This is a genomic window from Rathayibacter sp. AY1F6 (genome assembly GCF_002932035.1).
Lineage (GTDB): Bacteria > Actinomycetota > Actinomycetes > Actinomycetales > Microbacteriaceae > Rathayibacter.
Genome location: NZ_PSVD01000032.1, coordinates 1 through 26,247, shown reverse-complemented (window position 1 = coordinate 26,247; position 26,247 = coordinate 1). Strand labels below are relative to the sequence as shown.

The following is a 26,247-nucleotide window of genomic DNA, read 5'->3' as shown; positions in this document are numbered from 1 at the left end:
CCGCACGCCGGCCGGCTACGGCACCGAGTTCTACAACGCCGACCGGGAGTACTCGACCGCCGTCGGGCGCATCATCAGCAACGCTCTCGACGCCGAACTTGCTGCGCAGGACGTCGCCGTCGACGCCGCGAACCTCAGCATCGCCGGCGAGGCCCACTGCCCCGGAGCGACCTGGTGACCCGCCAGAAGTCCGATGAGGCGGAGCGACTCAGTGAGGCTCTGCGCGTCGCCTCGCCCGACCTGCTCAAGTACCTGCAACGCCGCCTCCCTCTCGAGGACGCCGCCGACGCGCTCGGGGACGTCATGCTCACCGCATGGCGCCGTGTCGGCGCCCTCCCCCGCACCGCGGAGGAGTCGAGGATGTGGCTCTTCGGCATCGCCCGGAACGTCCTCTCGAACAGCACCCGCACTTCGAACAGACGAACCGACCTCTCCGGCCGGCTCCGCGGCGTCCTCGCGACCGCTCCCACCGAAGGACGCCCCGCCGACGAAGGAGTCGACGTGCGCGACGCGATCGCCAGGCTCGCGCCAGAACAGGCCGAGCTCGTCCGCCTCATCCACTGGGACGGCTTCTCCATCACCGAAGCCGGACAACTCCTCGGCTTCCCCGCGTCCACCGCACGCACCCGCTATCAACGAGCACGAGAAGACCTGCGGTCAACCCTGGCGGCATCACCAGCACGCGACGACGACGCCAAGCCTCTTCGAGCGGTCCGCTGAAAGCGTCCCGCTGATCGATCCTCCTACGGGACGAGGCGGTCGCGGGGTGGAACACTCTGCGGTAGCTTCACGACCGGGGGTGGTCATGGTGGAAGTGCTCAAGGGCGTGAGCCTGCTCGCGTCGGGTGTCGTGATCGCCTTGATCTGCTCAGTGGCGGGGTTTCAGGCCGGCGTTCGTGCGGACCTGGATCAGACCGGGGGCCAACTCAGCCCGGTCCTGGTCGTGGGCTTTCTGATCGGACTCGTCGTGTCAGCCGTCGGCGCGATCGTGCTCTACCGGTGCTACGAGCGTGCCCGCGGCGTTCGCTAGCTGCTAGCCGGAATCCGCAGCCGGAGCGTCACGCGCTGTGGACACGCGGCCTGTGGCGATGCGGTCGAGAAACGGAGACTTCGCTGACGCCGCACGCGACAGACCGACGGGGGCCGCCGGTGCCGCCCTGCTCTGGGCCGCGACGCACAGCGCGGGCGAGAGCAGCACCCGCCCGCTCACCGGCCACTGAATGACCCCTGTGCGGAACGACGAACGGGCGGGCGCCCCCTAAAATCAGCGCTCGTGCGGTTTCGCCCGAATATCCAGCTCCGTTTCGGCATACTCCTGCCCGCAGCTCTGATCTGCGTGCCGGCAGCGACAGTATGGAAGCCCGGCCTCGCGCTGGACGAGCAGCTGGTCTTCATCGTCATCTTCGCGGTCGTCATACCGCTCGCTGCGCGGTGGGTTGTTTTCAGCGGCGTCAGCCTGCGAGAGAACGACCTCACCGTCCACGGGGTCTGGTGGTCCCGACGCGTCCCTCGCGACCAGACCATCCGAGTGCGCCAAAAAGCCGGCTTGATGGTCCTGCACTGGCGCGACCGTCACGGCCGCATCCGGCACACACCGATGATCGCCTTCACGTCCGCATCCAACGATCCCTCATGGGCCGCAAGTCACAACACTCACGTAGCTCGAGCGGTCAACGACTGGATTGCCGGCGGAGACGGGCGCGGCGCGGGTCGCAGAGTCAAGGACAACTAGAACCTTGCGTGCCGGTGAACCATCCCCATACGGAACGCTCCATCGACTCTCCCGTGGGTGCGAGACTCGGAAGAAGACCCATCGTTACAGTGCCAGCGCTCCTCTCCTTCGCAGCGCGGTACGTTGTGCTGACGAGGCACAGGGGGATGCGGTGGAATCGACAACGCGCCTGAGGTGGGTGACCGGAGCCGCAGTGATGGCGCTCACGACGACGCTCATGGCCGGGTGTTCCGGCCCCGACACCGAGGCCTACTCCGATTTCAAGCGGGCACAAGACGAGCGAGACGCTCTTCCCGACGTCGGCACTGTAGGAGACGGCTACGACCCCGCCTCGATCCGTTACGTCGGCTCAGCCGACGGATTGGACGTCTGGATCGGGTCGCAGATCACGACCGGAGGCCGGTGCGTGATCGTGGACGGAGAAGGCGACAACGAAGACGGAAGCGGCTGCGGGGATGAGTTGTCGCTGAACGGAGCATGGGTCGTTCAGATACACACCGATGGCGCCGGTCCGGACGACGCTGATGGCCTCGACTGGACGAGCCTCGGTGAGAACGTCTCTATCCGCCGGTACTAACCACCCCGTTCCTCACGTCGACCGCGCGGACGAGCATGTGAGAACGACCCCTACCGGCCGTCCGGTCGACCATCCCCTTACGGGACAGGCGTCTTCCATGGTCCTGACGTGCTTGAACGAGGCCGGAGCGGATCGGGCTCAGAGCACATCGACGCGGCTACCCACTCCGTCATCCAGTGACCCGTTGCGAAGCTGCCGTGGCTCGAACAGGCTGAGGCCGTGCACTCCAGCCTTGAGGACCCGTACCCGCCGTCGCTTGATGAAGTGACCACTCGATTCCCTGGTGCGCTGTTCACGTTGCAGCAGCAACCCTCCGTCGAAGAGATCGCTGTTGGGACGATCGCGCACACCACAAACGAGCAGAGCCGCTACCTCTCCGCGGCGATCACCTACACCCTCTGGCGCCGACCGGAGAACCGAGACGATCCCGCCAACCTGGCCGACATCAGCAGCGAGCTGCGCACTCAGCTCGACGAACCACCAGTGCGCCCCCTTCCCGCACGACTCATGGAGATAAGAGCTCGACTCCAGTTCCCGATGCTCTGGGAAGCAGTGCTGACGACGCTCATCGACCCGAAGGACCCCGGTCCACGAACGATCGAATCAACGCTGACGGATCATGTGAATCACGTGCTGAGGAACCGATTCCGCGATACGCGCGTCCAAGGGACGCTGCCAGGGGAACTGCTAGGCGGAGCGACCGCGGCTGCGGTCGAGCGTGGCGTGGCAGTCAGCGTCGACAGCCGACCGGAAAACGGGGTTCTACTTGATACCGACGCTCACGTCCTCGGTATCGGAGCCGAACTCGAGGGTCGCCACATAACGGCCGTCATCGCACGCGACGATCTACCCTTCCTCAACCTCGCGTTCGCGACCAGACAATCCACGGGCGCCCTTTGACGGGCTGATCCAGCCCTGTACGGGAGGGGCGGATCAACCCCGGTGATCCGACCGTCCCGCGTGGGGATCCCCTTTCGGGACGATCCGGAGCGTCCTCGCAACGCTGCGCGTTCGTCGTGTTGCAACTCCTCGTCGTGCAGACATGTACAGAGTGAGGGGCGAGGGGGTGCACGTGGAGAAGGACGATCGCGACGTCTTCGAGGAGCTGTTCGCGGCGAACTTCGACGACCTGATCCGCTATGTCCGGCGTCGCGCCCCAGAGCAACTTGTGGACGACGTGGTGGCCGAAACGTTCCTCATCGCGTGGCGCCGGCGCGGGGACCTTCCCGCGCATCCGCGTCCCTGGCTCTTCGCCACGGCCTCGAACGTTCTGCGCAACGCCGTCCGGCGGGAGGCGCGCGAGCATCTTGTCGCTGAGCGCGTCTGGCTACCGGGCGCAGCCGATGCCGACAGCTCCGCCGAGATCGATGCGCTCCACGCGCTGCGATCGATGTCCGAGGCGGACCAGGAGGTGCTCGCCCTGCACGTCTGGGAGGACCTCTCGGACGCGGAGGCGGCGAAAGTGCTCGGGTGCAGTCGTGCCGCATTCTCGATGCGCCTGTCGCGGGCGAAGAAGAGGTACGCGGCGATCCTCGACCCGACCCGGCCGAGCCGTGCGCGGCTCACCGCGCTCCCCACGGAAGGTCTCTCATGACGCCCACCGACGAACTGCACGCCCTCAAGCGGGCCGACCCCGCACGCCGAGGAGACGACTCGGCCGACGCGGAGCGACTCCACGAACGCATCCTCGTCAGCATCGAGTCCGAGACAACACCCCACGAGAGCCCGAGGACGGATATCCGCCGGCGGCTGATCGTGGGCGTGTGCGCGCTCGGGTTCGCTGCGTCTCTCGTCGCCGTCGCGGCGATCGCCGGTCGTCCAGCGGCTCCCGTCAGCACGGTGGCGCTGAGCGCAGGGGGGATCTCCCCTTCGGGCCTGGCGAGCTGGACGCCTGAACCGGAGGCAGGCGCACGCAGCTCCTCCGTCCTTGAAAACTGCATCGACACCCTCGACGCCAACTCGAACACCTCCGAGCCAGCTGACGTCGTGTCGGCGGACACACGGGGCACCGTCGAATCAGTGCTCGTCGAGAGCGGTCCCTACGTGGCCTGGTGCGTTGGAGAGAGCGCCACCGTCCCGACCTATCTACTGCTCGACGGCCCCGGCAACGCCACACAGGCTCCTTCATCCGACTCGGTCACACTCTTCGCGTCAGGAGGGCACCTCTCACCGGACGGTTACGGCTTCGCCGCGGGCGAGGTCGGTCAGGACGTCGCCAGCGTCACGCTAACCGAGGACGGTCATGAGGTCGCGGCGACCATCTCTAACGGGTGGTGGTCCGCCTGGTGGCCTAGTACCGACGACACCCTTCTCCTCGATGGACGCATCACCATCGAGAACGCGGATGGCGGAACGACGACGATCGGCGCTCAGACGCTCCAATGAGCCACCCCCTGACGGAACGGCGCACCCACGAGGTCACGCCCCTACTCTCTCTTCATGGAGTCAGGAGTGCTGGTGCGGAGGGCGTCACCAGAGGACGTGAGGGCGATCGCTCGCGTTCACGTGCAGTCGTGGAAGGAGACCTACCGCGGCGTGATGAGCGACGCCGTGCTCGATGACCCCGCACTACTCGGCCAGCGTGAATACTTCTGGACGGCCGCGCTCACCGACCCGTTGTACGCGGGAAACAGGATCGCCATCGCGGAGCTCGAGGGCGCTGTTGTCGGTGTAGCGATGGCTGGACCCGCGCTCGACCGATTTTCCGGCGTGGCCGAGCAGCTGTACCTTCTCTACACGCTCTCCGAGGTGCATGGCCGAGGAGGCGGCGCGGCGCTCCTCGAGGCCGTCCTTGACCCGGACGTGAGTACAGGGCTCTGGGTGGCTGACCCCAACCCTCGGGCGCAGGCCTTCTATCGCCGGCACGGGTTCATCGCCGGCGACGCGAAGATCGAGGACGGCGTACGGGAAGTGTGGATGACCCGCCAGCGAGCAGCTGCCGCCGCCTACTGAGCGGTGGCGCGTCGGCGCCGACGTCGATCAAGTGCTCCGCGAGGCCGAGAAGATCACCTGATTCGCCAGAGCAGCTGACGACGCTGCACAAATTTCCAGTGGCCCCCTAACGCCCGAAGGACGGTCCGTTTGTGGAACCGTTCGGCGGCGTTCGCGTCGGCTGTGCAGGGGACCTTGAACATCTGAATGCCCACGGTCGTCTGCACGAGTGCCGGGATGGCGCGAAGCGATGTGCATGCGTCCGCGAGTAACGACACTCATGCGCGGCCATCCTGGGCGGCCGGATGACGACCCCTCATCGGACGCCGGACGCATCGACGCACTAGCCCTCCGAGGCTCGCGCCGCACTACCGTCGAATGCGCCCGCCCAAGGCACCCCTAATCCAGTAAGGGGGTGTCCTGCCCGCAGCACGGTGAGGGTGGCAGCCCGTTCGAGCCGGGCCGGGTCAGAGGAGCCTCGCGCTGCGGGCGCGAGGCTCCCGCTCGACGCGGAGAGCGATTCCCTATCGGTACGCATGTCCAAATCCTCGCGCATCGAACAGGGGCCGGAGAGGCTCCTCGACGCCGGAGCGGCTGTCCTCATCTACTCCGGAGGTGTCCGTTAGGGGGACTTGGGTTCAGCCGGTCGTTGCAATACCACCGTGAGTCGGAGTGTTGGCGATGGGATCGAAGTTGAAGCAGCGTGCCCGGGGTGGCGCGGTTCTGGGAGCTGCCGAGGGAAGGGTCGAGTCGGTCGGCGGCCCGTGATGCTGTCGGCGTGCCGGTGAAGAGCCGCTCAACGGAGCAATCAGCTGCTTTCCGTCCGTCGCCTCGCAGGGGGTGTCTGCTCGGATCTTATGCTTGATTCGTCACATTGTTTAGTGGTTCAGTATCGCGTCGACGTTTTCGGTCGTTCCGTATCCCACCATTCGATGAGGTTGGCGTGCAAGATTAGCGCGAAGGCTTCGACTGCAAGGTCGCCTCCGGTGGTCAGGGAATCGATTGCGGCAGGGTCCCACTGGTCGAGATTCACTACCTCGTCAGTGGAGGTGGGTGTAGCTCGAATGGTTGTGTCAACGCTCCATCCGTTTGAGCTGTGGGTTGCGGTAGCCGCGATGACGTCGTACGGGGTGGAGTAGTGGCGGCGCATCCACCCCACGACGTCGGCGAGGTCGCGGGTGTCGGTCAATCGTTCTCGATCGGGGTGTAGACGGGGCATCCGGTCCCGTAGGGCGGTTGGATGATGGGTGCGGCGGCGGTGCTGCTGGTAGATCGGGTGTTTATGGTGCTGTCGATTTTGTAGGCGTTGACGATGCCGATGGGGTTAGCGAGGGCATCGGAGCCGTTGTAGGCGTTATATCCGAAGAGAACGAAGTAGACGGGTGTGCAGTTCGCGTCGTAGAGCGTCTTAGAGCCTGAGCTCCCGGGTGCGTAGAGGCCGTAGCTGAGTGTCTGCTGAATATCGAAGTTGGTGTCCGCGTCAAAGTGGCCGCGAGCGATGATGTGATTCAGTCCGAACCGGGAATTTCCGCAACGCAGCGGCAGGTGCGACAACCGTACCCAGGACGAGCGCAACGAACACCGTGGCGATTTTGCCAGCGGACCGATTTCGTGAGGTGTGCATGACTATTACGACCTTCATCCAAGTCCCCGCGCTCACCCCTTGTGAGCGGTCGTCGTGCACGTCTAGGTCTACTCCGCATAGCTCGGCAATACAACCCTGGGTGTTGCCGACACCCGGGCTTGGCAGCGGGACACGCATGCCCTTCGAAGATCATCAGTGGGACAGTGTTCGTGGCAGCGAGCTGCAAGTTGGCGTCTGCGGGAGGGCCGTTCCCCGCACCAGCCCGGCGCGCGGGATGCGCCGCGCGCGGGCGCGGGCGGCAGCGTTCCGCAGGACAGCCGCTCGCGGCCATCACTGCTACTGCAGCGACCAGCGCCAGTTCCGAGCGCAGTAGGAACATCCCGCGCTGATGTCCTCCGGCCCGAACGTCGGAGTAATGATCGACGGTGCGAGCTTCACCGCCACAGGCTTCGCGGGACGATACCGCTGCCCGCAGACGTCTAGGCGCCCGGCCAACCATCCCCATGCGGGACGGTTGGATTACCGGGGTTGATCCGCCCCTCCGAGCCGCGGAAGCACGCCCTCTACGCGCGTGTCCCGTCAAGCAGTCTTATGTGCTCCTCCTCGCTGGCCCTCCGCCAGCCGTAGGGCGCGACAACCAGGTACGTCACGCCGCCCTCCTCAACTCGGAGTCGTCCGCCGGAAAGCCCACCGGTCCCCACCTCTTCATCGATCCACACGAGCAGCTGCGAAGTCCAGTCCGCAGCATCTCGCGGGGTGGCATAGATCCAGGGCTGATCATTTCCCGACGACGGCAACGCGATCCTGATCCGAGCCGTGTGACCGCCGACCTGCACAAGCCGAAAGTCGAGCAGACCAGCGACCAGCCGCACGTCATCGATCCGGTAGTCGTACTCCGAAACCGGATGACGCCGCCGCATCCCGACAGCCTCGAGCGCTGCGGCAAGCTCGGCGTCCAGCAACATGCGCTGATCCTCCCAGACGCCCGGCCAGCGATCCCAAACGGAACACCAGAGGCGGAGCGGATAAGGCGCCGCGCGCGACTACTTGCTGGCGCGCTCGCTACGCTCACGGGATGGTCGGCCTTCCGCGGTGGCACCGGCGAGCTGACGCTCGCCGTTCGCGCCGCGCCCGGTTCCGGGTCTTACTCGCTGAGGCCTGCGGTGAGTGCTCGCACCCCTGGGTAGAGCACCTCGCGGACGCCGGCGCGGTCGGCAGCTCCGTCTGCTCGGAGTGCGTCTACGAGCTCGAGCATGAGTTCAGTAGCGGGCCGATTTGTCATCGACCGATTCCGATCGACGTGTTGAGTCGCGCTGACGCCGCTGCCCCGAACGTCTGACCAGCCGCCCGTTCTGCGATCTCTCAGTGAGACGCTTGATCGGCAGCAACGATACTCTGCAAAATAGAGTATGGTGCCACCGTGGAGGAAATACGAGAGCCGAGACTATGGATCATGACGGTCCTGGCGCAGGGGCGAGCGCATGGCTATGGAATTGTCTCCGAGGTGCAACGCCTGTCAGACGGCACCATGCTCTTGAAGATCCCCACTCTCTATGCCGCACTAGACCGCTTGGAGCGCCAGGGACTCGTTCGTCCAGACGGGGATGAGGAAGTGAACGGTCGTACGCGGCGCTACTTCCGACTCACCGATGCCGGTTCCGCGCGACTCGCCATAGATGCGGAGCGGCTCGCCGTGATGGAGAGAGCCGCCGCTCGCGCCGTGCGCGGTCTCGGGCGAAGCGCGACCGCATGAATGGCGCAACCGCCTACCGGCGTTCCCTGCGCTGGTATCCGTCTGAGTGGCGGGAACGGAACGCAGAGTCGGCGATCAGCGCCTACCTCGACCGAGACGACGCGTTGGGTCGATTCGGCCCTTCTCGAGTCGACCGCGCAACGCCCGCATGGTCCGGCGTCCTCGAGACGGCCGTCGCGCCGTTCCGACGAGCGCGCCTGCCGACCACAGCGACCGGCATCACATTCGCCATCGCGGCAGTTCTGTACATTGCCGTGCTCGACGTGCCAGCACGCTTCGCATTGCTGGCGGCCCGAACAGGCAACGTCGCAACCATCGCGCTGGGTTGGTCAGGAGCTGTCGCTTTCGTCGGTGTGATCGTCGCCATCGGATGGATCGTCGCCGCGGCGATCGCGCTGCGCCGCGGGCATCGCGTCGCTTCTCTCGCCCTCATCGCCGTTGCGTGCGGAGCGTCGGTAACGACGTATCTCCTGTCATGGCCAAAAGTGCAGGTCTTCACTCCTACGACACTCGCGCTCATAGTCCTGATTGCCGCTACCGCAGGACCGTTCGCCGGTGCGATTGCCGCTACGCGCGCAGGACTCCTCCGACAATCTGCCCTGTGGATCATCGGAGTATCGCTCCTCGCGCAGCTCCTCGGGGCCGCGATAATCGCTGAACTCGCTGATACGCCGACGCGCGCGGAAATCGTCGCCATCGTCGCCTGTGCCTACTTGCCACCCCTCGCGCAGGTTGCTTCCGCCATCTGCTTCGTCTTCCAAGGACGCGGCACCCAGTCACGAACGACGTCAGCCCCGTCCCAGCCGAGTGCCCTCACGGGCTTCCATCACCGCTCGCGGACGTCTCGCTGAACGATCCCCATACGGGACGTCGGCCGCGCGGCGGAAGCCAACCATTTAGAACTTGGACGGCGTTCCTGAGACGTTCCGCGCCCGACCGGCCATGTCCATAGTGAAGAGCAAGGTCTGCTCGAGGAGGAAACGATGGACGACGACGGATTCGATGAGTTCCTGGCCCGCTCGGGACGTAGTCCGATAGGTGGGCTCGCGTCTCGCACTGTTATTGAGGACCTGGTGTCCGCCACCGCGGAGAGCGCGACACCACGGCGTCCGTGGTGGCGTCGCCCGCTTCTAATCCTCCCCGTGATCGGTGTCCTCGCCGCGACGACAGCCGGGGCCGTCGTCTTCACCGTGGGATTCGATGCGGACGCGATCGTCCCGATCAACTACACGACCGACTCGGGTCGACAGGTCAGCTGTCACTACGCGGTCGAGGCCGGCATCGGCGGCACGAGCGACCCGGCAGCGGTAAAGGACTTCATCGCTGAGCACGACTGGTCAGGGATCGGCCAGCGCGTCTACGAAGAAGCCCTCGCACATCCCTACATCCCACGGAACAGCGAAGAGGCCGCCGGCCTCACGCTGGCCAACCTCGACAAGTTCTCGTTCGGGGCGGCTCTGACCACGGTGATCTGGGCCGAAGTCCCCGACGAACTGGTGCCCGAGGACATGCTGAGCGGAGCCGAATCCGACTGCGAAGGAGAACTGCGGTGACCCTGGACGACCAGCTGTCATCGAAAGCCTCCTCGACGCGGCGAGGCGACGACGAGCGCGCCAGACGGGTGGAGCTCCTGCTTCTCGCCCAGGCGGAACCGCTACTGCGCTACTTCTCCCGCCGAGCTCCCCTGGATGACGCCCCCGACCTCCTCAGCGAGACCATGCTCACCGTCTGGCGCCGCGCGAAAGACGTACCCGCCGGCAACGAAGGGACGCTCTGGATCTACGGGGTCGCACGCCGAGTCCTCGCTACTCACCACCGCTCGAATCGCCGCCGAACCAGCCTCGTTGACCGCCTCCGAGACCAGATTGTCGTTCACAACCCGGCCCACGACCAGCTGGACGACATCAGCGCGCACCTCCACCACCTCATCGAGAGGTTGCCCGCCGTTGATCGCGACATCATCGGCTTGGTCCACTGGGAAGGCTTCACCCTCGAAGAAGCCGCACGCATCCTCGAGAAAAACCCCTCCACGATCCGGACCCGATACGCGCGACTTCGACAACAGCTGAAGTCGGAACTCCAAGCCGAGGTCTAGCTCCGTCAGATGGCCATCCCCTTACGGGACAGACTCTCGACTGATTCCATCGTCGCGTCGTCAATTCGGGGTCCTGCCGGACATGTACAGAGTGAAGGCCACTCGAGCGCACAGGAGCAGATCATGACCACCGAACCTCACGACGCGGGCAGCGATCGGGCGATGAACGCGCTCCTGGACGAATCGGCGCCGCCGACCCCACTGGCGGAAGCCGTCTCCGACTCCTCTCTTCGAGAGATGATTCGCGGAGCGGAGTGGAACGCGCGACGCGGCAGGCGACAGGCGACGCCTCGTGCGCTCGTGATCGGGACCGTCGTCGCTCTCACGCTGGGCGGCACGGGTGCAGCAGCGGCAGCGACGCTCTCGGGGTGGGAGCCGTGGGTGGCGAATCCGGATTCCGTTGTCCACTTCACCCTGCCCAGCGGAAGAGAATGCGAGCTCCGAAGCGTCGCCAAGGAAGGCGACCCGGAGGACATCAAGGAGATGCAGGACGTGCTTCGCACCACCGACGTGCTCGCCCTCGCGGACGTCGACGGCGAGCTTGCTCGGATCGTCGCCCGGGACGTGACCGTCCGCGGCGACGACGGCGACACCGTGGTGCCCGCGACCGAGTTGTACTCCGAAGATGAGCTGTACCGCCAAGCCGTGGAGGGCGCGATCATCAACGTCGTCTGGGACGAGCTCGAAGATCGAGGAGTGGTCGATCCCGTCACCGGATCGGATCTCTCCTTCGGAAGCCAGGACGACTGCGCAGACCTCACCCAGGCAGACCGCACCCAGTGAGCCGCCGCGACACCCGAGCCGATCGCGTGGTCACGATCCTCGACGCCACAGCCCGTGACCTTCTGAACTACCTCGAACGCCGAGTCGGCGCCGACGACGCTCCCGACGCGCTCTCCGAGACAATGACGATCGCGTGGCGCCGATCGTCATCCATGCCCCTGCCAGACGAGGACGCCCGCCTCTGGCTGTTCGGGGTCGCGCGGAACGTCGTCCTGAACACCAGCAGGACCCGCCGGCGCCAAGACCTCCTCGCCGAGAAGCTCCGCGGCACCATCGACCCCACCGTCGTGATCGCAGAACCCTCCGACATCGCCCTCGACGTACGGGCAGCTCTGGACAAGCTCGCTCCAGAGCTCGCAGAGCTCGTGCGACTGGTGCACTGGGACGGCTTCTCTCTCAGCGAGGCAGCTCAGATCGTCTCCGTCCCGCCGTCAACGGCGCGCAGTCGGTACCAGAAGGCGAAGCGCGAGCTCGGTGACCTGCTGTCCCCGCAGCCCTCGGAACGAGCACTTAGGTCTGCAGAGAAACGCTGGGTCTGACGCGCTAGCCCATCGGCTATCGAGACAAGTTCCGGCAGCGGCGGGGGTGTCGGACCACGCGGCCGTTGGCGAGAACCGCACATTGCGAGCCGTATTTCCTGAGTCCGACGACCCACGTCTGAGCGATCCGTCCGACCAGGCTGTGACCATGACTGAATCGCCCATCACTCGATCAACTCTTCTCCACCAGTCGCTTGCAGGCGGCATGGACGTGTCCCACGTCGAGGTGCGCCGAATCTCAATCGCAGCTGGCACGAAGGGCGGTGCTCACGTTCACAACGGCCCTGTCTTCGGAGCCATCGAAAGGGGGTCGGTCACATTCCAGATCGGTGAGGAGGCACAAACCACCCTTCGCGCCGGCGACGTCTTCTACGAGCCTGCCGGGGTCATCGTCTCCAAGTTCGACACCACGAGCGAAGACGTCGTGTTCATCGGCTACTTCCTCCTGGCGGACGGGGCAGCACCCGAGATCGAGTTCACTGCGCAGGACTGACCGCTAGCCCGTCCCCGTACGGGCGGCCTCCCGCGACGGATCGCACGCGCACATAACGCTGGTCGAGTGGTCGGAACGTGGAATCCTCGTCCCATGATCGTGAGCGACGGACAGGCCTGCGCCCCAGGGGACCTCGACGTGCTCACCGACCGACTCCGACTGTGCCGGCCCGCCGAAACCGACCTCCACGAGCTGTCCCGCCTCTACACCGATCCGCGGATCGCGGAAGAAGATCCGCTCCTCCTCCATCTCTCCGCCGATCAGACCCGGGCCGTCATCGCGTACCGGAGGACCCAGTGGACACAAGACGGACTCAGCAGCTGGGTGATCCGCCGGCGCGACTCCCCCACCGACAACCATGATCTGATCGGAATGGGCGGATGCACCCTCCTCTCCGACGCGGCCTGGAACGTGGCGTTCACCCTCCACCCCGACCACTGGGGAAAGGGCTACGCGCAGGAAGTCGCCCTCACCGGCATCGAACTCGCCCACTTACTCCGACCGGAGCTGCCCGTCACCGCGGTCGTCGCAGAACGCAACGCACGCTCCCGCCGCACGATTGAGCGACTCGGCCTCCAGCGGAGGTGGGAAGGTCCGGATGCGCACAGCCCAGACCCGACCGCTCGAATCGTCCTCTACGCCGACCGCCAGCTCTCCATCGAACAAGTCCGCCAACTCACCAGCTAAATCCGGCCACAGCACGACCTCATCAGCCGGCCAGGGATCCCTCACGGGACCGTCAATGGTGATGAGGCGATGAGTGAGCACGTTCGTGCCTGCGTCAAGACAGTGGATCTGTCGCGGTGGAGCATCCCCTACCGGACGCATGGTTGACGGTCCCATGGAGGGCGGCCGCCTCCACTAGACCTCTTTATCCGACTGGGGTAGCTACCCTCGAGCCCATGACCGACCAGCAGAACGATGCACGGTTGCGCGCGAGGCGGATCGCCGGTGCGACGGCGATTGTTCTCACCGTTGTCGCCGCGCTTCTCGTTCAGGCCGGCGCGAGCTTGCTGACCCTCGCCTCACCAGCCATGACGGACTGCCGGCCGCGCGAGATCCCGCTGAGCGCAGCAGCCTGGTACCTCGGCGCCCTGCTCGTTATCGGAGGATCCGTCTATGCGGCGGCGAAGACCGCGCGTGCGCTCACATCGACCGCGCTCCCCTACGCCCTCCTCCTCACAGCGATCCTCGGAATCGTGACGTTCTCGGGACTAGCGATCCTCATCGCCGGGCTGATGGGCTTCGCGGAGATGGATGACCCTGGACCGCCTCCGACAGGCGGACCCGTCCTGCTCCTCATCGCCGCACTCAGCACACCTGCCTGGGCGCTCGGCGCATCCAGCATCCTCATGCTGTCCAAGAGACGCAGAGTGCCGTCTCGTCCGGCGGCGTCGCTCATCGCGTTCGCTGCCATCACTGCGACGAGCGTTGGTCTCCAGCTCGTCAGGTTCACCCTTACCTGCTGACGGTGATCACAGAGGTCCTCTACGAAAGGGGCAACGACGGTACCGCCACACGGCACCGACAATCGGCACCGCGGGACTCGAGAAGTTCCTGCTCAGCGACCCCCTTACGGGACGCCAGAAGCGATGGAAGCACGGCGGAGCGCGCGACGGCGTGGCGATGCGCTCGCTACGCTCACGGGATGTTCGGCCTCTCGCGTTGGCGCCCGCGAGCTGACGCGCGCCGTTCGCGCCGCGCTCGGTTCCGCTCCCTGCTCGCTGAGGCCTGTTGCGCGTGCTCTCACCCGTGGGTGGAGCACGTCGCGGATGCCGGACCGGCCGGCGGTCACGTCTGCTCGGAATGCGTCTACGAGCTCGAGCACGGGTTCAGCCACGGGCCGACCTGTCACCGACCGGTTCCGATCGACGTGTCGAGTCGCGCTGACGCCGCCGCCGCGACAGCAGCGCGGGGCGGCAGCGAGCGACTGGTCGGAGGAGGTCGGATGCGAGACGATGCAGAAGACCGTGATGACCCTTCGATCCCGACCCTGCGCGAAACGACAGCCGCTCTCTTCTTCGGGCTGGTCCAGCCCCGAGACGTGATCGCTCTGGCAGCGAATCTCGTCGCAGCAGGGAGTGACAGCGAGTCCCTTGTCGCTCTCGCGTCCCTCTACTCCAGCGCCACTCCCGCCGACGTCTTCGACCTCAGCTCGGCGGCACTCATCGAAGCGGGCGCGCGGCCATTGGATCGGGACGGTGAGGAGATCCCGCTTCTCGCGCTGCGCGTCGCATGCCGTCGTTTCCTCACCGGCGACTGGGATCTCCGCTCCTTCTCATCCTGGGTGCACGACCGGATCGGTCACGACGGACCGGCAGCTGCGCAGCCGCTTGTCGAGGTCGATGACGAGCTCGACGCGCGAGGCATCGGAGCCGGCGAGCGATACCGCCAGAAGGTCGCTCGACTCGCCGCCGCCTTCCTCGCTGACACAGAAGGGCCGGCGAGCGAGAATCCCTAACGAATCCGTCCGGTGCACGATCGGCTATCGAGACTGAAACTCCTACCGCCTTGGTACGGGACTGGTTCCCCCGCATCGACCGCGACGCCTGCTGACATGATCGTGGTCATGCCCTCAATTCGTTCGGCAAAGTTTCGGGCAGAGTCGTCGGTGGACGCTGTGCTCCTGCGGGCACTCGCCGGGCACGAGTCGAAACAGGTGCGCATCGCTGTTGCCGAGAACGCCGCTGCGGATGACCTGACGATCGGGCGTCTCCTCGCTGATGACGTCGACGCCGTGCGCCTCGCCGCCGCCAGCAGCCTTCGTGAACGCCCGCAACTCCACGAGATCGCGGCGAAATCAACGGACAAGTGGGTCCGTGCGATCCTTGCCCACCTGTACGCGGACGACGACCAAAGGTCGCTCGCCCTTGCGGTACAGAGAACACTCGCGGCGGATCCCTTCGGGGAGACTCGTGGCCGGACGGCTCAGACCACCGACGACTTGGAGATCTTCGAGTCGCTTCTCACCGACCCGTCACCGGTTGTCCGCGGCATGTGCGCGCGCAACCCCCGCATCTCCCTGACACAGATGGAGCGTCTCATCACCGACCGCGATCGCGCCGTCCGCGCCGGAGCCGCAGAGGGCGGACTCCAGTACCCCAATGACGAGCAGTTGCTCCGGCTGGCGCGCGACCGGTCGGTCGAGGTGCGCTGGGCAGTACTATTCCGCGCCGACCGACCCAGACGAGCAATCGAACTCATCGCAGAGGACAGCGACGAGATTAACCGACACCACGCGCGGATCGCCCTCCACGACGAGCACGACATCATCGCGCCAGCGGTGACGCACCGTGCACGCGCAGAACGTCGACGGGCACAGCTTGTTCGCTCATTCGGTGAGTGAACGGCGGGGAGTGAAGAGCGCCTTGTACGGCACGCGGTCTCGTTAGCCGATCCCCATATGGGACGGAGCTGAGCGGGTAGCGTCACCGGCATGACCTCGGGTTCGCGTCACCGCATTCGAGTTGCTGCCGCACTCACAACCGGAGCGGCGCTGCTCACCGCCGCCGGCTGCGCGCCGGCGGTGCAGACGTCGGGATGCCCGGGCTGGGCGTATTTTGGATCCGCGGAAGCCCGCTACGAGGTCGCCGAAGCGGTCATCACGACCGCCTCCCCTCGCGCCTCGGGAACTCAGAGCGTCTTCAGCGTCGCAGCATCCGCATACATGGTCACCGTGGATGAGACAGAGAAGGGACCGTTCATTGCAGGAGAGACAATCCGCGTCGTGTCGATGCCTGATGCGTGCAGCGGCACCGACCTCTACCCGGACGGAGACCCGATGGACACCGACCAGCCCCTCCGCCTGTACCTCAGTTCCGGGAACGGATTCTGGGCGACGCTGACTCCGCTCGAGGGCGCTGAACCGATCGAGGAATAGCCCGCCAGTCGATCCTCTTACGGGACGTAACGCCTTCCGTGGGATGGCTCAGTCGGCAGATGCCGCGAGTGCCGGCGCTGCCAGGCCGAGTCCTTCGCAGAAGGGGCCAGTGGGCTGGCCCGCTCTGTTCGGGAAGACGCCGAGCCTGGTGTCCGCGAGGACGCAGACCGTCGGGTTAGGTACGTTGATGGGTCCGCTTCCCGGGTAGGGCTCGTCGGGGACGGCGCTCCAGCTCGCTTCGCATCGTTCGAGGGCGGCGGCGACCCGCTCGGACAGTGGAAGCAGCTCGAATGCGTTGCGGTCGTCGTCCACGAGGATGCTCGTGGTGTGGTCCGCGCGGACGTCGGCGACGGAGTAGCAGTCGAAACTCGTGTTGGCTTCGTCGTTGCTGGCCTGCGTTACGGTGATCGCGGCGGCGCTGGTGCCGATCGCGACGACGGCCGCGAGGCCGAGCCCGACGAGGCGGCGGCGCTTGGTGGAGCGGTGGCGGGCAGCGATGTCGGTGAGGATGGTGGCGCGCATCCTGGTGAGCTGTCCCGTGGTCGGGCCGAGGTCGTGGGTCATCAGTTCTCCCTTTCAAAGGGGCGCAGGGTGGTGCGGAGCGCGGTCCGGAGCCGGCTGAGCCGGTTGCGGACCGCGCCGTGGGTGGAGCCGAGTGCTTTCGCGGCGTCGGCGTAGCTGCTGCCCTGCTCGATACACAGGTAGTACAGCGCTTAATCGGTGTCGGAGAGCTCGGAGACGGCTTCCTCGATCGCCGCGGCGAGCTGGCGCCTCGCAACTTCTTCGTCAGGGGTGCCACGTCGATCCGGGTGCAGGGACAGGTCCGCGTCCTCGGTGCGGTTCCGTGCACGGGTCTTGGTTCGGACGAGGTTCAGCGCGGTGAACCGGGCGGTGGTGAGCAGCCACGGAAGGGCGGATGCGTCCACGATCGCGACGTCGTTGATCCGCGTCCACGTGGTGAGGAATACGTCTTGCACGCCGTCTTCGGCGTCGCTGGGCGTGCGAACGATGCTGAGGGCGTAGCGGTAGGTCGTCGCCGCGTGCCGGTCGTAGAGCCGGCCGAACGCAGCCCGGTCGCCTCGCCTCGCGCCGTCCATCAGGGCGGCGTCATCAGTGCGCGCCGCAGCGTCTCGCGCGGGTGCTGCTGCTTCCGGTGGCGTTCTCATGCCTAGTGGTGTCCGATCCGAGCCGATCGTCTCAGACGAGATCCGCTTTGCAACTCTCCGCTCGAGGATCCCCAAACGGGACTGGCTGACGTCTCCTCAACGCCCTGCCGGTTTCACGTCGAGTTGTATCACTTGAGTTTGATTTGGAACCAACTCGATCAAGCGGACACTTCTAGGCATGGGTGTGGAATGGGAGACGGATCGCGAGGTCTGGCGGCGCGCGACGGGGGCTGATCCGCGGGCATTCGCGCTGATCTTCGACCGGTATCACCTGCGCGTTCGGGCCTACTGCCGTCAACTGCTCGGGGAGTCCGTCGACGCGGAGGATGCCGCGGCCGTCGTGTTCCTTGAGGCGTGGCGTAAGCGCGCCGACGTCCGCTTCGTCAACGACTCGCTCGCCGCGTGGCTGCTCGTCGTCGCCCTGAACGTCACCCGGAACATCGGTCGCGGTCGACGCCGATACGAGCGGATGCTGCGCACTCTTCCACCTCCTGTCAACGCGCCCGATCCAGCAGTGACGGTGGCAGCCGCAGCGGCATCCGCCGAACGCAGCCGCACCATCAGAGCTGCACTGACGATGCTGCGGCCGGCGGATCAGCAGATCCTCGCGCTCTGCGTCATTGAGCAGCTCACCCTCGAGGAAGCAGCCGCCGTGCTGCGCATTCCGGTCGGGACGGTGAAGTCCCGACTGTCCCGCGCCCGAGGTCGCTTACGCGGTGAGTTCACACGCAGGCGGACACTTCCCCACACCTTCCGACCCGCGGAGTACTGACATGACAGCACCAGAGCACGACCGTACCCTCGCCCTCCGAACGGTGATCGCGCAGGCCGCAGAGAATGACCCAGGCAGCGGGCGCCACCGACGTCACCGGATCGCGATCGCCGCGGTTCCCGCGGCCGTCATCCTCGCCGCGGTCTCGGGCGGACTCTTCTTCGCCCAAGCGCCGGTGTCCGACACCATGACGGTCGCTTGCTTCGCGCGAGCAGAACGCAATGGGTCCGAGTTCCCCGGCACCACAGGAGCCCTCGCAACACAAGACGGAATACCCGGCAGCGGCGATCAGGTGCCGATCCCGGACGCGATCGCGTTCTGCTCCGACCTGTGGAGGCAGGGCGCACTTGACGTCGACACGGCGAATGGCTCACCAGTCGACCTTCGACCAGGACAGATTCCCTCCGAACTGACCGTCTGCGTCATGCCCGACGGCATTGCAGCTGTCATTCCCGGTACCTCCGACGTCTGCGGGCAGCTCGGCCTCGCCAACCGCGTCAAGTGACTACCAGCGCACCCGATGAACCATCCCCTACCGGACGCCCGCTGGATAATCCTCCGATGAAATACCCGTGCGCCGTCTTCGGCACTGCTCTGGGAGGCGCCGAACTACAGCTAGGGAGAGACTTGAGGCATGTGGTTAGAGGGAATCGCGCTTGAGCGGCGGTTGCGCGAGCTGGACATCCCTGGGCCCGGCGATGAGCCGGTTGACTTCGACGGTCAGCGACTGGCGGCAAAGGTGGACGCCCTCGTCGCACTGCTCGATGAGAGCTTTCCCAGTGCTGTAACGGCGGATCGTCCCTGGGAATGGCAGGACTCCGCGACCTTCACGCACGTCACGGTCGACGGTGCAGCAAACCGCACTTCGGCGAACCTCGTCATCTGCATCAGCCGACACGGGGGCCTTTGCTTCATTGCCCTCGAAGCCCAGGAAGCGTATACACGCGAGGAGTTCGATGCGCTGGTCGAACCAGAGGACTTGTCACCGATACTGGCAGCCCTCGACACCGTGAACTTCACAGTCACTGCCGAAGAAACGCTCTGGGCCCGATACGACGGACCGCGCGCGATGAGCAACTCGAGCTGGATCGAACGCTACTTCGGGTATCCGATTTGAGCGCGCCCGGCGAGCAGGTCCGCGCGCCGAAGCTGCGCTGACCGGTAACCCATCCCCGTACGGGACATGTCGAGCTACACCGCCCACTGCTTGGGTCCAACTCCACGCAGCTCATCAGGCGTGCCGGAAGAGCTAGGTTTTCCCACGACCAGAACTGCTGGCGGTGAGCGGGCGGCCGGCAACAGAATCGCCGCTTCGGGTTTCTCCTGTGGCGACGAGTGCGTTGTCCCTACGAGCAGAAGAGAAGTATAACCAATGGACGAACGATATATTCAACTAGTAGCAGGCATTATTTTCATTACCGCCGCAATATTGCTGACATGGAAAGGAAAGGCTTACGCGCGCTTCAACGCGAGGATGATACGGAGAATTTACGGGAACAGGGCGGAACGTGTCGCCAGGTCATCAACCCCGGCCACCGTATTATTTGTTTCTATAGCAATGCTTGTTCTCGGGATTTCTTTCTTAGTATCATCTATTGTTAAAATCAGCGCCTAGTCGAAGCGATGCTTAGACAGCAAATTCCGAACGACTCAACGGTGCGGATCCACCCCGACGACGCTGTACTGGACGATGCCACAGGAGACCGCTGGACGCAGCCCGGCAATACCCTGTCCTGCACCGACGCAGCCAGCGAGACCTCGCCAGAGATCACGATCCACCACTACAGGTGGGACGCCACCGCCCTCTTCACCGTAGCCGCCGCCCTCGCTCTCGCGGGAACCGTCGTCGCGCTCAGAGCCGAACGCAAGCAGGAGCTCATCACCGAGTCGCAGGAAGATCGAGCGAGGACATAGCGGAGAGCCCCTCTGCCGGTCAACGATCCCCTTACGGAACGGGGTGCGTTCGACGTCGCCTAGCTAGCTGGTGCCGTCCGTGACGAGCTCGTTCTCTGTGAGCAGTTCGCGGAGAGCTGTGCGGGCGCGTTGGTATCGTCCGCGGGCGGTGCTGGCGGAGAGGCCGAGGATGTTGCCGGCATCGATGACGGTGAATCCGTCCCAGAGCACGAGCTTGATGAGCTCCGCCTGGTCGGGAGCGATCGCGTCGAGCGCTCGTCGGACGTCGAGATGCTCCGCGGTGGGGTCCTCGAGTGGCATCGCCCGCAATGTCCCGGCGAATTTCATGGCCAGATCGGAGCGGCGGGCATTTCCCCGCTGAGCGTTGGCGAGGGTGCGGCGGGCGACGCCGAACAGCCACATTCGTGCTTGCTCGGGATCCGTTGGGATGGAGTCGACTTTGCGCCAAGCGACGAGGTAGGTGTCGCTGAGTAGATCCGCTGCGTCCGCGACGGGCGAGACGCGTCGCTCGAAGTAGCTGAGCAGGTCGGAGGCGTTGGCGAGGTAGACGGCCTTCAAGACGGCGGTCCTCTTCGCCTTCACGGCGCCTGCTCCTCGGTAATGTTGCAGCCGCCAGCCGATTCAATGGACACGCCTTCGCCGTATCCGGCCTCTCTGAACTGCTCGATGATGCGGTCCGCGATCAGCCGGGTCACCGCGATCCCAGGATCCGCCGTGAAGCCACGGGTGTCTGCCTCTGTTTGCTCCTGCTCGATGACGGTACGTCTGGCTTCGGCGTCGACGCTCGCGATCGTCGGGTCCCAGTCGTGGGTACTGAGGAAGACGCGCGCTTCGCGCGCCTCACGCTCGACGTCTGCGCCCTGGCCGGCGGAGTAGTCCGGCTCGACGCGAATCGCGACCTGGCAGAGAACGTTGCCCTGCCCGTCTCCGAGGTCGAAGGAGCGCTGCACGGCTGCGTCGGGGGTGAAGCCTGCCCAGTCGAGGATCGCGGGGCCTGCCACCGCGCCCGTGATGCCTAGGCTCAGGCCGGCGACGCTCAGCGCGCCGACCAGCCACAGGTTGCGACGTCGCCGCGGACGACGGGTGCTGTCGCCGACCTCCTCGATCGTCAGGCGAGCAAGACGGTCCGCATCGCCGCGCAACGCGGGATACGACTGGCGGGTGGGTGGTGCGGCGCGGCGGATCAGGTCGTCGAGTGGGTCGGCCACGGGTGCTCCGTTTCGGGTGCTCATACCGAGTACATGTCCGGCACCAGCCCGAACGTAATGGGAGCCGTACGAAACGGCCCCATCCGCCCGGGTGGCAATCCCCTAACGGACACCACCCGGAGCAAGGCAGCGTGAATGAGCGACGACTCCTTGGCACGACCACGGACACAGGCTTGGATGAGCACATGCAGACGCTCATCCCTCTGTCAGGCCGCGAGCTGTGGACCACGACTCATGGCGCCGGCACCGATGAAGACACGACGATCGCGATCGATCGCGGACTGCACGTCGCGCGTTGCTCGGTCCGCACTATGGTGCGACCCGGGACTCGCGTCGGACCCCGCGGTCACGTACACGGGATGGTGACCGACCCTGTGACGATCGCCTCCCTCGCCGCCGGCTGTCTCCTCCTCGGCACGCTCCCCACAGACTCCCGAAAGCGCGATGGGGTCGCCGTGATCGAGGAAGTCGAAGCTCGTTCGCTCGCTCTCGCCCAAGACCGAGACGGATGGACCGTCTCGATACTCTCTGTCGACGGGATCGACTACGCCCTCTTCTCGCGCACCATCCCGGAGGGCACGATCGCACACGCCGACCTCGGGTGGGCCGTCATCGCCATGTGGAGCACCGGCAGCGTCTACGACGGACCTCTACAGCGAGCGGACATCAATCCGGATGATCACCTGCCCGACCGGTAACCCATCGTTCAGCGGGACGGTCGGCGGACTAGCATTTCGAGCGTGGGGCGACGTCAGCACACCAAGGCTCTGGTCCGGTTGGCGTGCGCAGCTACGCTCATGGGCGTCGCGCTGTGGGTGACCTGGGCAACGTCGTCCTACTGGCAGGCATGCACAGGCGCTAGATGGAATAAAATGAACCCGTCCTGCGCTGACGCCATGTCGTCCTACGACCTCATGCCCCTTCTGTACCTCTGGGGCGCCCTCGCTCTGGTCGTTGTAGCCCTGGTGGTCGCACGCCTCGTTCCCTGGGTTCCCGCAGGGGTAGCGACGGTTGCAGCAGTTGTTCTCGCCTGCCCTGTGGCAGACCCCGGGTTCTTCTGGGTCGAATGGGGCAGCGCCGACGGCACTCCCGGACACGGCCTCTGGACGGCGTGCTGGATTGCAGCTGCCGGTCTCGCCCTCGTCTACCCATCACGCACCTGGAACCCTGGGGCTCGCCCAAACACACCGGTTGAAGCAGCTGCTACACGGTCCTTCGCTAGCTAATTGTTCGGCCCGGCCCGCTGCGCACTCCGGGCTGAACACTGCGGCTGGACCCAGCTCGGCAAGAACCTGTAGGTCTGCGCGAGCTGACAGCAAGGGCACTCTCTCACTGAACCGCCGAACCCGGCGGAGAGACGACCCACTGAACGATCCCCATACGGGACGTCTCACTCAGAGTTGCGGATGAAGATCCGGAGCAGTCGCTCGCATTTCGGCGGGTCCAGAGTCAGACCGTTCCTTAGCCCCCAGAGTAGGTAAGACATCGATCGGACAATTGCCCAGGCTCGCGCTCGTTCCGCTGGCACATCGGCGGCCGTGACGAACGCCTTGAAGGCCGTGAGCACGTCGCGGTCCGTGTCGAGCTCGTCTGGCCGCGACCACAAGACTCGGCCGACGTCGTATTCGCCGTCACCCTGGAGCAGTACCGGATCGACCACAGTCCACGGGTAGCGGCCACCCGCGAGGACCTGCTCGAAGTGGAGGTCGCCGTCGACCGACGTCGACGGCGCGTCCCGCTCAGCAAGCCAGGAAGCCGTTCTCACCGCCTCCTCGAGCAGAATCCGCGACGTCGGCTGTCCAAGAGCATCCCATTCCTTCGGAAAGGGCTCCACGGCTTCTCGTGCAATCGTTCGAGTGCTCGGCGCGGCCGCCGGCGCCGGGATCGCGAGAAGGCGGGTCAGCTCGCCGAGCGTGACGACGGCCGCGGCCAAGGGTTCGTCGGCGAGTGACCGCGTGTGGTCCAACCGCTCGAGCAGTGAGGCCCCGGCATCAGGAGCGGCGTCGAGCAGCCTCACGACTCCGCGACCGTCCCAGTGCGCCAGCGCAGCGACCTCCGTCGCGACGTCATCCCCGAGCGGAGCCAGGCGAAGAACCGCGACCTGCGGCCCCCGAAGGACAGGGACGACGAGAGCGTTCGACCCGTGTATCGACTCGCCGTCGACCGTGAGGCCCCACCTCTCGCACTGACGATCAACCAAAAGCGGGAGACGATCGAGCCACTCCCGGCCCCTCTCATCGCTCCACCATCTCGGCATCGACCGGAACGACTGCGGAACTGCAACCATCTCCGCAGCATAAGCGCGGTGCCTCCGAGCGTGGCGCACATGCCGAAACGCACCGCTAGACGATCTCGTTGCGGAATAGGTAGGCCCGCTCGAGTCGGTTGTGCAGGGGACCTTGAACATCTGAATGTTCACGGTCGTCTGCACGAGCGTCGGGGTGGCACGAAGCGTTGTGCAGGCTTCCGCGAGTACCGACAGACCAACCCCTCCACCGCTGGCGACCGGTCAACGACCCCTCAACGGACGCCGCGGCGCTGGCAGAGCTATCGTCAAGATGGACACGGGAGGGCTGATGCGAGCCGAATGGAACGAAGCGTTTTTTGACGCGCAGCGCGAGGAGCCGCTGACCTATTGGGTCTGCTTCTGGATTGGCGCCGATGACGAGCTGGCGGTGACGCATGACCCGCAGCGGATCACGGACGCCGACTCGGTCGAGGAGGTTCTGGCCTGGATTCACGACACGAAGGGCGACCGAGACTTCGAGCTGTTCGTGGAGACCCTCAACCACACCGAGACCCGCGAGCACGGCTGGATGCCAGCCCGAAACCTCATCCACCTCGCCGGCAATTACCTCCCACCAGGAACGACTTCCACCCTCTCTGCAAGCTCGGAGAACTAGCAGCACCTCCACCCCGACCGGGCGACACGAGAAAACGGCTAGCCAACCAGCAGTGCCCGCCCGGGGCGACGTCGACCCGAACCACGCGAAACCTTGGCGGGGCAGCGGGCTCGGGTTGGATGAGCACATGCAGACACTCATCCCCCTCGCAGAACAAGAACGATGGTCGATCACCGCCGCGGGCAACACCGACGACGGACCGACCGACGAACTGACGATCGCCATCGACCGGGGGCCACAAACCGGCCCCTGCTTCGTCCGGACGATGCTGCGCACCGGGCTACGAATTGGGCCTCGATCTTCCGTCCATGGGCAGGTGACAGACCCGGTAGCAACCGCTTCCCTCTCGATCCGCAGTCTCCTCCTCGAAGCGATCCCGGAGGAACTACAACGGCACGAGGCGGATGCCGCGGTACAAGCTGCCGACACGCGATCAACCGCCCTCGCCGAAGACCGTGACAGTTGGGGCGTCACACCACTCACCCTTGATGGCACCGACTACGCACTTTTCACTCGTGCGATCCCGGAAGGCTCCGTCACTCACGCCGACCTCGGCTGGGCAACCATCGCCATATGGAGCACCGGCCCGCTCTACGCAAACACCCTCCGGCTAGCAGACATCGAACCAGGCGACAACCTAGGCGCCCGCTGATCGACCCCCCAACGGACGCCCGATGAGCGATCCCCTTACGGGACAGGCGTCTTCCATGGTCCTGACGTGCTTGAACGAGGCCGGAGCGGATCGGGCTCAGAGCACATCGACGCGGCTACCCACTCCGTCATCCAGTGACCCGTTGCGAAGCTGCCGTGGCTCGAACAGGCTGAGGCCGTGCACTCCAGCCTTGAGGACCCGTACCCGCCGTCGCTTGATGAAGTGACCACTCGATTCCCTGGTGCGCTGTTCACGTTGCAGCAGCAACCCTCCGTCGAAGAGATCGCTGTTGGGACGATCGTGCACACCACAAACGAGCAGAGCCGCTACCTCTCCGCGGCGATCACCTACACCCTCTGGCGCCGACCGGAGAACCGAGACGATCCCGCCAACCTGGCCGACATCAGCAGCGAGCTGCGCACTCAGCTCGACGAACCACCAGTGCGCCCCCTTCCCGCACGACTCATGGAGATAAGAGCTCGACTCCAGTTCCCGATGCTCTGGGAAGCAGTGCTGACGACGCTCATCGACCCGAAGGACCCCGGTCCACGAACGATCGAATCAACGCTGACGGATCATGTGAATCACGTGCTGAGGAACCGATTCCGCGATACGCGCGTCCAAGGGACGCTGCCAGGGGAACTGCTAGGCGGAGCGACCGCGGCTGCGGTCGAGCGTGGCGTGGCAGTCAGCGTCGACAGCCGACCGGAAAACGGGGTTCTACTTGATACCGACGCTCACGTCCTCGGTATCGGAGCCGAACTCGAGGGTCGCCACATAACGGCCGTCATCGCACGCGACGATCTACCCTTCCTCGACCTCGCGTTCGCGACCAGACAATCCACGGGCGCCCTTTGACGGGCTGATCCAGCCCTGTACGGGAGGGGCGGATCAACCCCGGTGATCCGACCGTCCCGCGTGGGGATCCCTACACGGGATGCACGCCAGCGACCTGACACCGGCGCCATGGCGCCCAAACGACGTCGGAACGGACAAAGATCCGAGGCGTGAAAACAGCGCTGACGGTGAGCACTACATCTTCCTCAGGACCGCCCGATGGGTGGACGCCCCGAGGTCGTTGGGATTTAGGGCAGCGAGCAGCCCGCTCTAGTCGAGTGGCGCGTGACGGTCTGCGACCGTTCGAACCGTTCGCACGAGTTGTGGGTCCTCGCCTCGGGCGAGTCCGGCGTACTCGAGGCGCAGCGAGCCGTCCTCGGCCGGGGTGGCCTTGATCCAGACTCGTCGGCGCGGCACGAATAGTGAC

37 protein-coding genes are annotated in these 26,247 nt (G+C 65.6%); 28 read left to right on the top strand and 9 right to left on the bottom strand.

Annotated elements, in window-relative coordinates; translation table 11 throughout:
- Positions 1–174: 174 nt before the first annotated feature.
- The 8 genes from C5C44_RS15970 (at position 175) to C5C44_RS15935 (ending at position 5,261) form a co-directional block, all read left to right on the top strand.
- Positions 175–720: an RNA polymerase sigma factor gene (locus C5C44_RS15970; RefSeq protein WP_104336190.1), complete on the top strand. Its 546-nt coding sequence runs from the start codon at positions 175–177 to the stop codon at positions 718–720.
- Between the two features lie 85 nt (positions 721–805).
- The gene (locus C5C44_RS15965) at positions 806–1,030 is read left to right on the top strand and encodes a hypothetical protein (RefSeq protein WP_146084367.1); all 225 of its coding nucleotides are present in this window, start codon (positions 806–808) and stop codon (positions 1,028–1,030) included.
- A 243-nt stretch (positions 1,031–1,273) separates the two neighbouring features.
- Positions 1,274–1,732, top strand: coding sequence for a hypothetical protein (locus C5C44_RS15960; RefSeq protein WP_104336188.1), 459 nt, complete (start codon positions 1,274–1,276; stop codon positions 1,730–1,732).
- 151 nt (positions 1,733–1,883) lie between these two features.
- The gene (locus tag C5C44_RS15955) at positions 1,884–2,309 is read left to right on the top strand and encodes a hypothetical protein (RefSeq protein WP_146076643.1); all 426 of its coding nucleotides are present in this window, start codon (positions 1,884–1,886) and stop codon (positions 2,307–2,309) included.
- A 219-nt stretch (positions 2,310–2,528) separates the two neighbouring features.
- Positions 2,529–3,209, top strand: coding sequence for a hypothetical protein (locus tag C5C44_RS15950; protein WP_104257709.1), 681 nt, complete (start codon positions 2,529–2,531; stop codon positions 3,207–3,209).
- A gap of 172 nt (positions 3,210–3,381) precedes the next feature.
- On the top strand, positions 3,382–3,903 hold the full coding sequence (locus tag C5C44_RS15945; RefSeq protein WP_219815180.1) for an RNA polymerase sigma factor: 522 nt from the start codon (positions 3,382–3,384) through the stop codon (positions 3,901–3,903).
- On the top strand, positions 3,900–4,694 hold the full coding sequence (locus C5C44_RS15940) for a hypothetical protein (RefSeq protein WP_104257707.1): 795 nt from the start codon (positions 3,900–3,902) through the stop codon (positions 4,692–4,694). Before C5C44_RS15945 ends, C5C44_RS15940 begins: the two co-directional genes overlap by 4 nt.
- Before the next feature lie 54 nt (positions 4,695–4,748).
- Positions 4,749–5,261, top strand: coding sequence for a GNAT family N-acetyltransferase (locus C5C44_RS15935; protein WP_104273610.1), 513 nt, complete (start codon positions 4,749–4,751; stop codon positions 5,259–5,261).
- A gap of 1,164 nt (positions 5,262–6,425) precedes the next feature.
- Here C5C44_RS15935 and C5C44_RS16810 read toward each other — a convergent pair.
- Positions 6,426–6,794: a hypothetical protein gene (locus C5C44_RS16810; protein WP_146084366.1), complete on the bottom strand. Its 369-nt coding sequence runs from the start codon at positions 6,792–6,794 to the stop codon at positions 6,426–6,428.
- A 594-nt stretch (positions 6,795–7,388) separates the two neighbouring features.
- On the bottom strand, positions 7,389–7,790 hold the full coding sequence (locus C5C44_RS15930; RefSeq protein WP_104223337.1) for a hypothetical protein: 402 nt from the start codon (positions 7,788–7,790) through the stop codon (positions 7,389–7,391).
- A gap of 488 nt (positions 7,791–8,278) precedes the next feature.
- On the opposite strand from C5C44_RS15930, the gene C5C44_RS17485 reads away from it, so the two are divergent.
- From C5C44_RS17485 to C5C44_RS15875, 12 genes are all read left to right on the top strand, one after another.
- Positions 8,279–8,578: a PadR family transcriptional regulator gene (locus tag C5C44_RS17485; RefSeq protein ID WP_104223338.1), complete on the top strand. Its 300-nt coding sequence runs from the start codon at positions 8,279–8,281 to the stop codon at positions 8,576–8,578.
- A complete protein-coding gene (locus C5C44_RS16805; RefSeq protein WP_146084365.1) occupies positions 8,575–9,429 on the top strand; it encodes an NAD(P)(+) transhydrogenase (Re/Si-specific) subunit beta in 855 nt (284 codons plus the stop codon). Before C5C44_RS17485 ends, C5C44_RS16805 begins: the two co-directional genes overlap by 4 nt.
- Before the next feature lie 132 nt (positions 9,430–9,561).
- Positions 9,562–10,131, top strand: a complete 570-nt coding sequence (locus C5C44_RS17145; protein ID WP_181132886.1) for a hypothetical protein — start codon at positions 9,562–9,564, stop codon at positions 10,129–10,131.
- On the top strand, positions 10,128–10,673 hold the full coding sequence (locus tag C5C44_RS15915) for an RNA polymerase sigma factor (protein WP_181065503.1): 546 nt from the start codon (positions 10,128–10,130) through the stop codon (positions 10,671–10,673). The genes C5C44_RS17145 and C5C44_RS15915 overlap by 4 nt, the downstream gene beginning before the upstream one ends.
- A 9-nt stretch (positions 10,674–10,682) precedes the next feature.
- A complete protein-coding gene (locus tag C5C44_RS15910; RefSeq protein ID WP_146084687.1) occupies positions 10,683–11,456 on the top strand; it encodes a hypothetical protein in 774 nt (257 codons plus the stop codon).
- Positions 11,457–11,482: 26 nt separating this feature from the next.
- Positions 11,483–11,995, top strand: a complete 513-nt coding sequence (locus tag C5C44_RS15905; protein WP_146078957.1) for an RNA polymerase sigma factor — start codon at positions 11,483–11,485, stop codon at positions 11,993–11,995.
- A gap of 148 nt (positions 11,996–12,143) precedes the next feature.
- On the top strand, positions 12,144–12,488 hold the full coding sequence (locus tag C5C44_RS15900) for a cupin domain-containing protein (protein WP_146076923.1): 345 nt from the start codon (positions 12,144–12,146) through the stop codon (positions 12,486–12,488).
- A gap of 93 nt (positions 12,489–12,581) precedes the next feature.
- On the top strand, positions 12,582–13,175 hold the full coding sequence (locus tag C5C44_RS15895) for a GNAT family N-acetyltransferase (protein WP_104223344.1): 594 nt from the start codon (positions 12,582–12,584) through the stop codon (positions 13,173–13,175).
- Between the two features lie 215 nt (positions 13,176–13,390).
- Complete coding sequence (locus tag C5C44_RS15890) at positions 13,391–13,957, top strand: hypothetical protein (protein WP_104223345.1); 567 nt, start codon at positions 13,391–13,393, stop codon at positions 13,955–13,957.
- Positions 13,958–14,436: 479 nt separating this feature from the next.
- Positions 14,437–14,949: a hypothetical protein gene (locus tag C5C44_RS15885; protein WP_104223346.1), complete on the top strand. Its 513-nt coding sequence runs from the start codon at positions 14,437–14,439 to the stop codon at positions 14,947–14,949.
- Positions 14,950–15,045: 96 nt separating this feature from the next.
- Positions 15,046–15,834, top strand: a complete 789-nt coding sequence (locus C5C44_RS15880) for a hypothetical protein (protein WP_104308778.1) — start codon at positions 15,046–15,048, stop codon at positions 15,832–15,834.
- A 90-nt stretch (positions 15,835–15,924) separates the two neighbouring features.
- Positions 15,925–16,368: a hypothetical protein gene (locus tag C5C44_RS15875; protein WP_146076925.1), complete on the top strand. Its 444-nt coding sequence runs from the start codon at positions 15,925–15,927 to the stop codon at positions 16,366–16,368.
- 48 nt (positions 16,369–16,416) lie between these two features.
- Here the strand turns inward: C5C44_RS15875 and C5C44_RS15870 are convergent, their stop codons facing one another.
- Genes C5C44_RS15870 through C5C44_RS15865 form a run of 3 tightly spaced genes read right to left on the bottom strand, consistent with a single transcriptional unit; the run spans position 16,417 to position 17,534 of the window.
- Positions 16,417–16,932 (bottom strand): hypothetical protein, encoded by a 516-nt coding sequence (locus C5C44_RS15870; protein WP_104223349.1) that lies wholly within the window; start codon positions 16,930–16,932, stop codon positions 16,417–16,419.
- Entirely contained in the window at positions 16,932–17,063 is a 132-nt protein-coding gene (locus C5C44_RS17550) for a hypothetical protein (RefSeq protein ID WP_374953980.1), read from the bottom strand. Before C5C44_RS17550 ends, C5C44_RS15870 begins: the two co-directional genes overlap by 1 nt.
- An 18-nt stretch (positions 17,064–17,081) precedes the next feature.
- Positions 17,082–17,534, bottom strand: coding sequence for an RNA polymerase sigma factor (locus tag C5C44_RS15865; protein ID WP_104336186.1), 453 nt, complete (start codon positions 17,532–17,534; stop codon positions 17,082–17,084).
- Positions 17,535–17,712: 178 nt separating this feature from the next.
- On the opposite strand from C5C44_RS15865, the gene C5C44_RS15860 reads away from it, so the two are divergent.
- The 4 genes from C5C44_RS15860 to C5C44_RS15845 all read left to right on the top strand — a co-directional run bounded on the left by C5C44_RS15860 (position 17,713) and on the right by C5C44_RS15845 (position 20,220).
- Entirely contained in the window at positions 17,713–18,306 is a 594-nt protein-coding gene (locus C5C44_RS15860) for an RNA polymerase sigma factor (protein WP_104336185.1), read from the top strand.
- Positions 18,307–18,349: 43 nt separating this feature from the next.
- Positions 18,350–18,811, top strand: coding sequence for a hypothetical protein (locus C5C44_RS15855; RefSeq protein WP_146078858.1), 462 nt, complete (start codon positions 18,350–18,352; stop codon positions 18,809–18,811).
- A gap of 129 nt (positions 18,812–18,940) precedes the next feature.
- Positions 18,941–19,423 (top strand): hypothetical protein, encoded by a 483-nt coding sequence (locus tag C5C44_RS15850; RefSeq protein WP_104336184.1) that lies wholly within the window; start codon positions 18,941–18,943, stop codon positions 19,421–19,423.
- Positions 19,424–19,929: 506 nt separating this feature from the next.
- Positions 19,930–20,220 carry a hypothetical protein gene (locus C5C44_RS15845; protein ID WP_146083030.1) on the top strand — a complete coding sequence of 97 codons (291 nt, stop codon included), beginning with the start codon at positions 19,930–19,932 and terminating at the stop codon, positions 20,218–20,220.
- Between the two features lie 63 nt (positions 20,221–20,283).
- Here the strand turns inward: C5C44_RS15845 and C5C44_RS15840 are convergent, their stop codons facing one another.
- A complete protein-coding gene (locus C5C44_RS15840; RefSeq protein WP_104263150.1) occupies positions 20,284–20,802 on the bottom strand; it encodes an RNA polymerase sigma factor in 519 nt (172 codons plus the stop codon).
- Positions 20,799–21,428 (bottom strand): hypothetical protein, encoded by a 630-nt coding sequence (locus C5C44_RS15835; protein ID WP_104258120.1) that lies wholly within the window; start codon positions 21,426–21,428, stop codon positions 20,799–20,801. The genes C5C44_RS15840 and C5C44_RS15835 overlap by 4 nt, the downstream gene beginning before the upstream one ends.
- A gap of 359 nt (positions 21,429–21,787) precedes the next feature.
- Between C5C44_RS15835 and C5C44_RS15830 the strand changes: the two genes are divergently transcribed.
- Positions 21,788–22,126 carry a hypothetical protein gene (locus tag C5C44_RS15830; protein ID WP_146082451.1) on the top strand — a complete coding sequence of 113 codons (339 nt, stop codon included), beginning with the start codon at positions 21,788–21,790 and terminating at the stop codon, positions 22,124–22,126.
- A 692-nt stretch (positions 22,127–22,818) separates the two neighbouring features.
- On the opposite strand, the gene C5C44_RS15825 is transcribed toward C5C44_RS15830, so the two are convergent.
- Positions 22,819–23,715, bottom strand: coding sequence for an aminoglycoside phosphotransferase family protein (locus C5C44_RS15825; RefSeq protein WP_104336183.1), 897 nt, complete (start codon positions 23,713–23,715; stop codon positions 22,819–22,821).
- 271 nt (positions 23,716–23,986) lie between these two features.
- Between C5C44_RS15825 and C5C44_RS15820 the strand changes: the two genes are divergently transcribed.
- The 3 genes from C5C44_RS15820 to C5C44_RS15815 all read left to right on the top strand — a co-directional run bounded on the left by C5C44_RS15820 (position 23,987) and on the right by C5C44_RS15815 (position 25,841).
- Positions 23,987–24,331 carry a hypothetical protein gene (locus tag C5C44_RS15820; RefSeq protein ID WP_104336182.1) on the top strand — a complete coding sequence of 115 codons (345 nt, stop codon included), beginning with the start codon at positions 23,987–23,989 and terminating at the stop codon, positions 24,329–24,331.
- Between the two features lie 127 nt (positions 24,332–24,458).
- Positions 24,459–24,983: a hypothetical protein gene (locus tag C5C44_RS16795; protein ID WP_146084364.1), complete on the top strand. Its 525-nt coding sequence runs from the start codon at positions 24,459–24,461 to the stop codon at positions 24,981–24,983.
- 177 nt (positions 24,984–25,160) lie between these two features.
- On the top strand, positions 25,161–25,841 hold the full coding sequence (locus C5C44_RS15815; protein ID WP_104336181.1) for a hypothetical protein: 681 nt from the start codon (positions 25,161–25,163) through the stop codon (positions 25,839–25,841).
- A gap of 249 nt (positions 25,842–26,090) precedes the next feature.
- On the opposite strand, the gene C5C44_RS17545 is transcribed toward C5C44_RS15815, so the two are convergent.
- On the bottom strand, positions 26,091–26,247 hold a 157-nt coding region (locus C5C44_RS17545; protein ID WP_146084363.1), incomplete at its 5' end, for a cytochrome c biogenesis protein ResB.

Bases quoted from the DNA above. Each gene is read 5' to 3' on its own strand.
- C5C44_RS15965 (WP_146084367.1), top strand. From the start codon at position 806: ATGGTGGAAGTGCTCAAGGGCGTGAGCCTGCTCGCGTCGGGTGTCGTG.
- C5C44_RS15940 (WP_104257707.1), top strand. From the start codon at position 3,900: ATGACGCCCACCGACGAACTGCACGCCCTCAAGCGGGCCGACCCCGCA.
- C5C44_RS15935 (WP_104273610.1), top strand. From the start codon at position 4,749: ATGGAGTCAGGAGTGCTGGTGCGGAGGGCGTCACCAGAGGACGTGAGG.
- C5C44_RS15930 (WP_104223337.1), bottom strand. From the start codon at position 7,790: ATGTTGCTGGACGCCGAGCTTGCCGCAGCGCTCGAGGCTGTCGGGATG.
- C5C44_RS17485 (WP_104223338.1), top strand. From the start codon at position 8,279: ATGACGGTCCTGGCGCAGGGGCGAGCGCATGGCTATGGAATTGTCTCC.
- C5C44_RS16805 (WP_146084365.1), top strand. From the start codon at position 8,575: ATGAATGGCGCAACCGCCTACCGGCGTTCCCTGCGCTGGTATCCGTCT.
- C5C44_RS17145 (WP_181132886.1), top strand. From the start codon at position 9,562: ATGGACGACGACGGATTCGATGAGTTCCTGGCCCGCTCGGGACGTAGT.
- C5C44_RS15910 (WP_146084687.1), top strand. From the start codon at position 10,683: ATGGCCATCCCCTTACGGGACAGACTCTCGACTGATTCCATCGTCGCG.
- C5C44_RS15900 (WP_146076923.1), top strand. From the start codon at position 12,144: ATGACTGAATCGCCCATCACTCGATCAACTCTTCTCCACCAGTCGCTT.
- C5C44_RS15895 (WP_104223344.1), top strand. From the start codon at position 12,582: ATGATCGTGAGCGACGGACAGGCCTGCGCCCCAGGGGACCTCGACGTG.
- C5C44_RS15890 (WP_104223345.1), top strand. From the start codon at position 13,391: ATGACCGACCAGCAGAACGATGCACGGTTGCGCGCGAGGCGGATCGCC.
- C5C44_RS15885 (WP_104223346.1), top strand. From the start codon at position 14,437: ATGCGAGACGATGCAGAAGACCGTGATGACCCTTCGATCCCGACCCTG.
- C5C44_RS15880 (WP_104308778.1), top strand. From the start codon at position 15,046: ATGATCGTGGTCATGCCCTCAATTCGTTCGGCAAAGTTTCGGGCAGAG.
- C5C44_RS15875 (WP_146076925.1), top strand. From the start codon at position 15,925: ATGACCTCGGGTTCGCGTCACCGCATTCGAGTTGCTGCCGCACTCACA.
- C5C44_RS15870 (WP_104223349.1), bottom strand. From the start codon at position 16,932: ATGACCCACGACCTCGGCCCGACCACGGGACAGCTCACCAGGATGCGC.
- C5C44_RS15865 (WP_104336186.1), bottom strand. From the start codon at position 17,534: ATGAGAACGCCACCGGAAGCAGCAGCACCCGCGCGAGACGCTGCGGCG.
- C5C44_RS15860 (WP_104336185.1), top strand. From the start codon at position 17,713: ATGGGTGTGGAATGGGAGACGGATCGCGAGGTCTGGCGGCGCGCGACG.
- C5C44_RS15850 (WP_104336184.1), top strand. From the start codon at position 18,941: ATGTGGTTAGAGGGAATCGCGCTTGAGCGGCGGTTGCGCGAGCTGGAC.
- C5C44_RS15845 (WP_146083030.1), top strand. From the start codon at position 19,930: ATGCTTAGACAGCAAATTCCGAACGACTCAACGGTGCGGATCCACCCC.
- C5C44_RS15830 (WP_146082451.1), top strand. From the start codon at position 21,788: ATGGTGACCGACCCTGTGACGATCGCCTCCCTCGCCGCCGGCTGTCTC.
- C5C44_RS15825 (WP_104336183.1), bottom strand. From the start codon at position 23,715: ATGGTTGCAGTTCCGCAGTCGTTCCGGTCGATGCCGAGATGGTGGAGC.
- C5C44_RS15820 (WP_104336182.1), top strand. From the start codon at position 23,987: ATGGACACGGGAGGGCTGATGCGAGCCGAATGGAACGAAGCGTTTTTT.
- C5C44_RS16795 (WP_146084364.1), top strand. From the start codon at position 24,459: ATGCAGACACTCATCCCCCTCGCAGAACAAGAACGATGGTCGATCACC.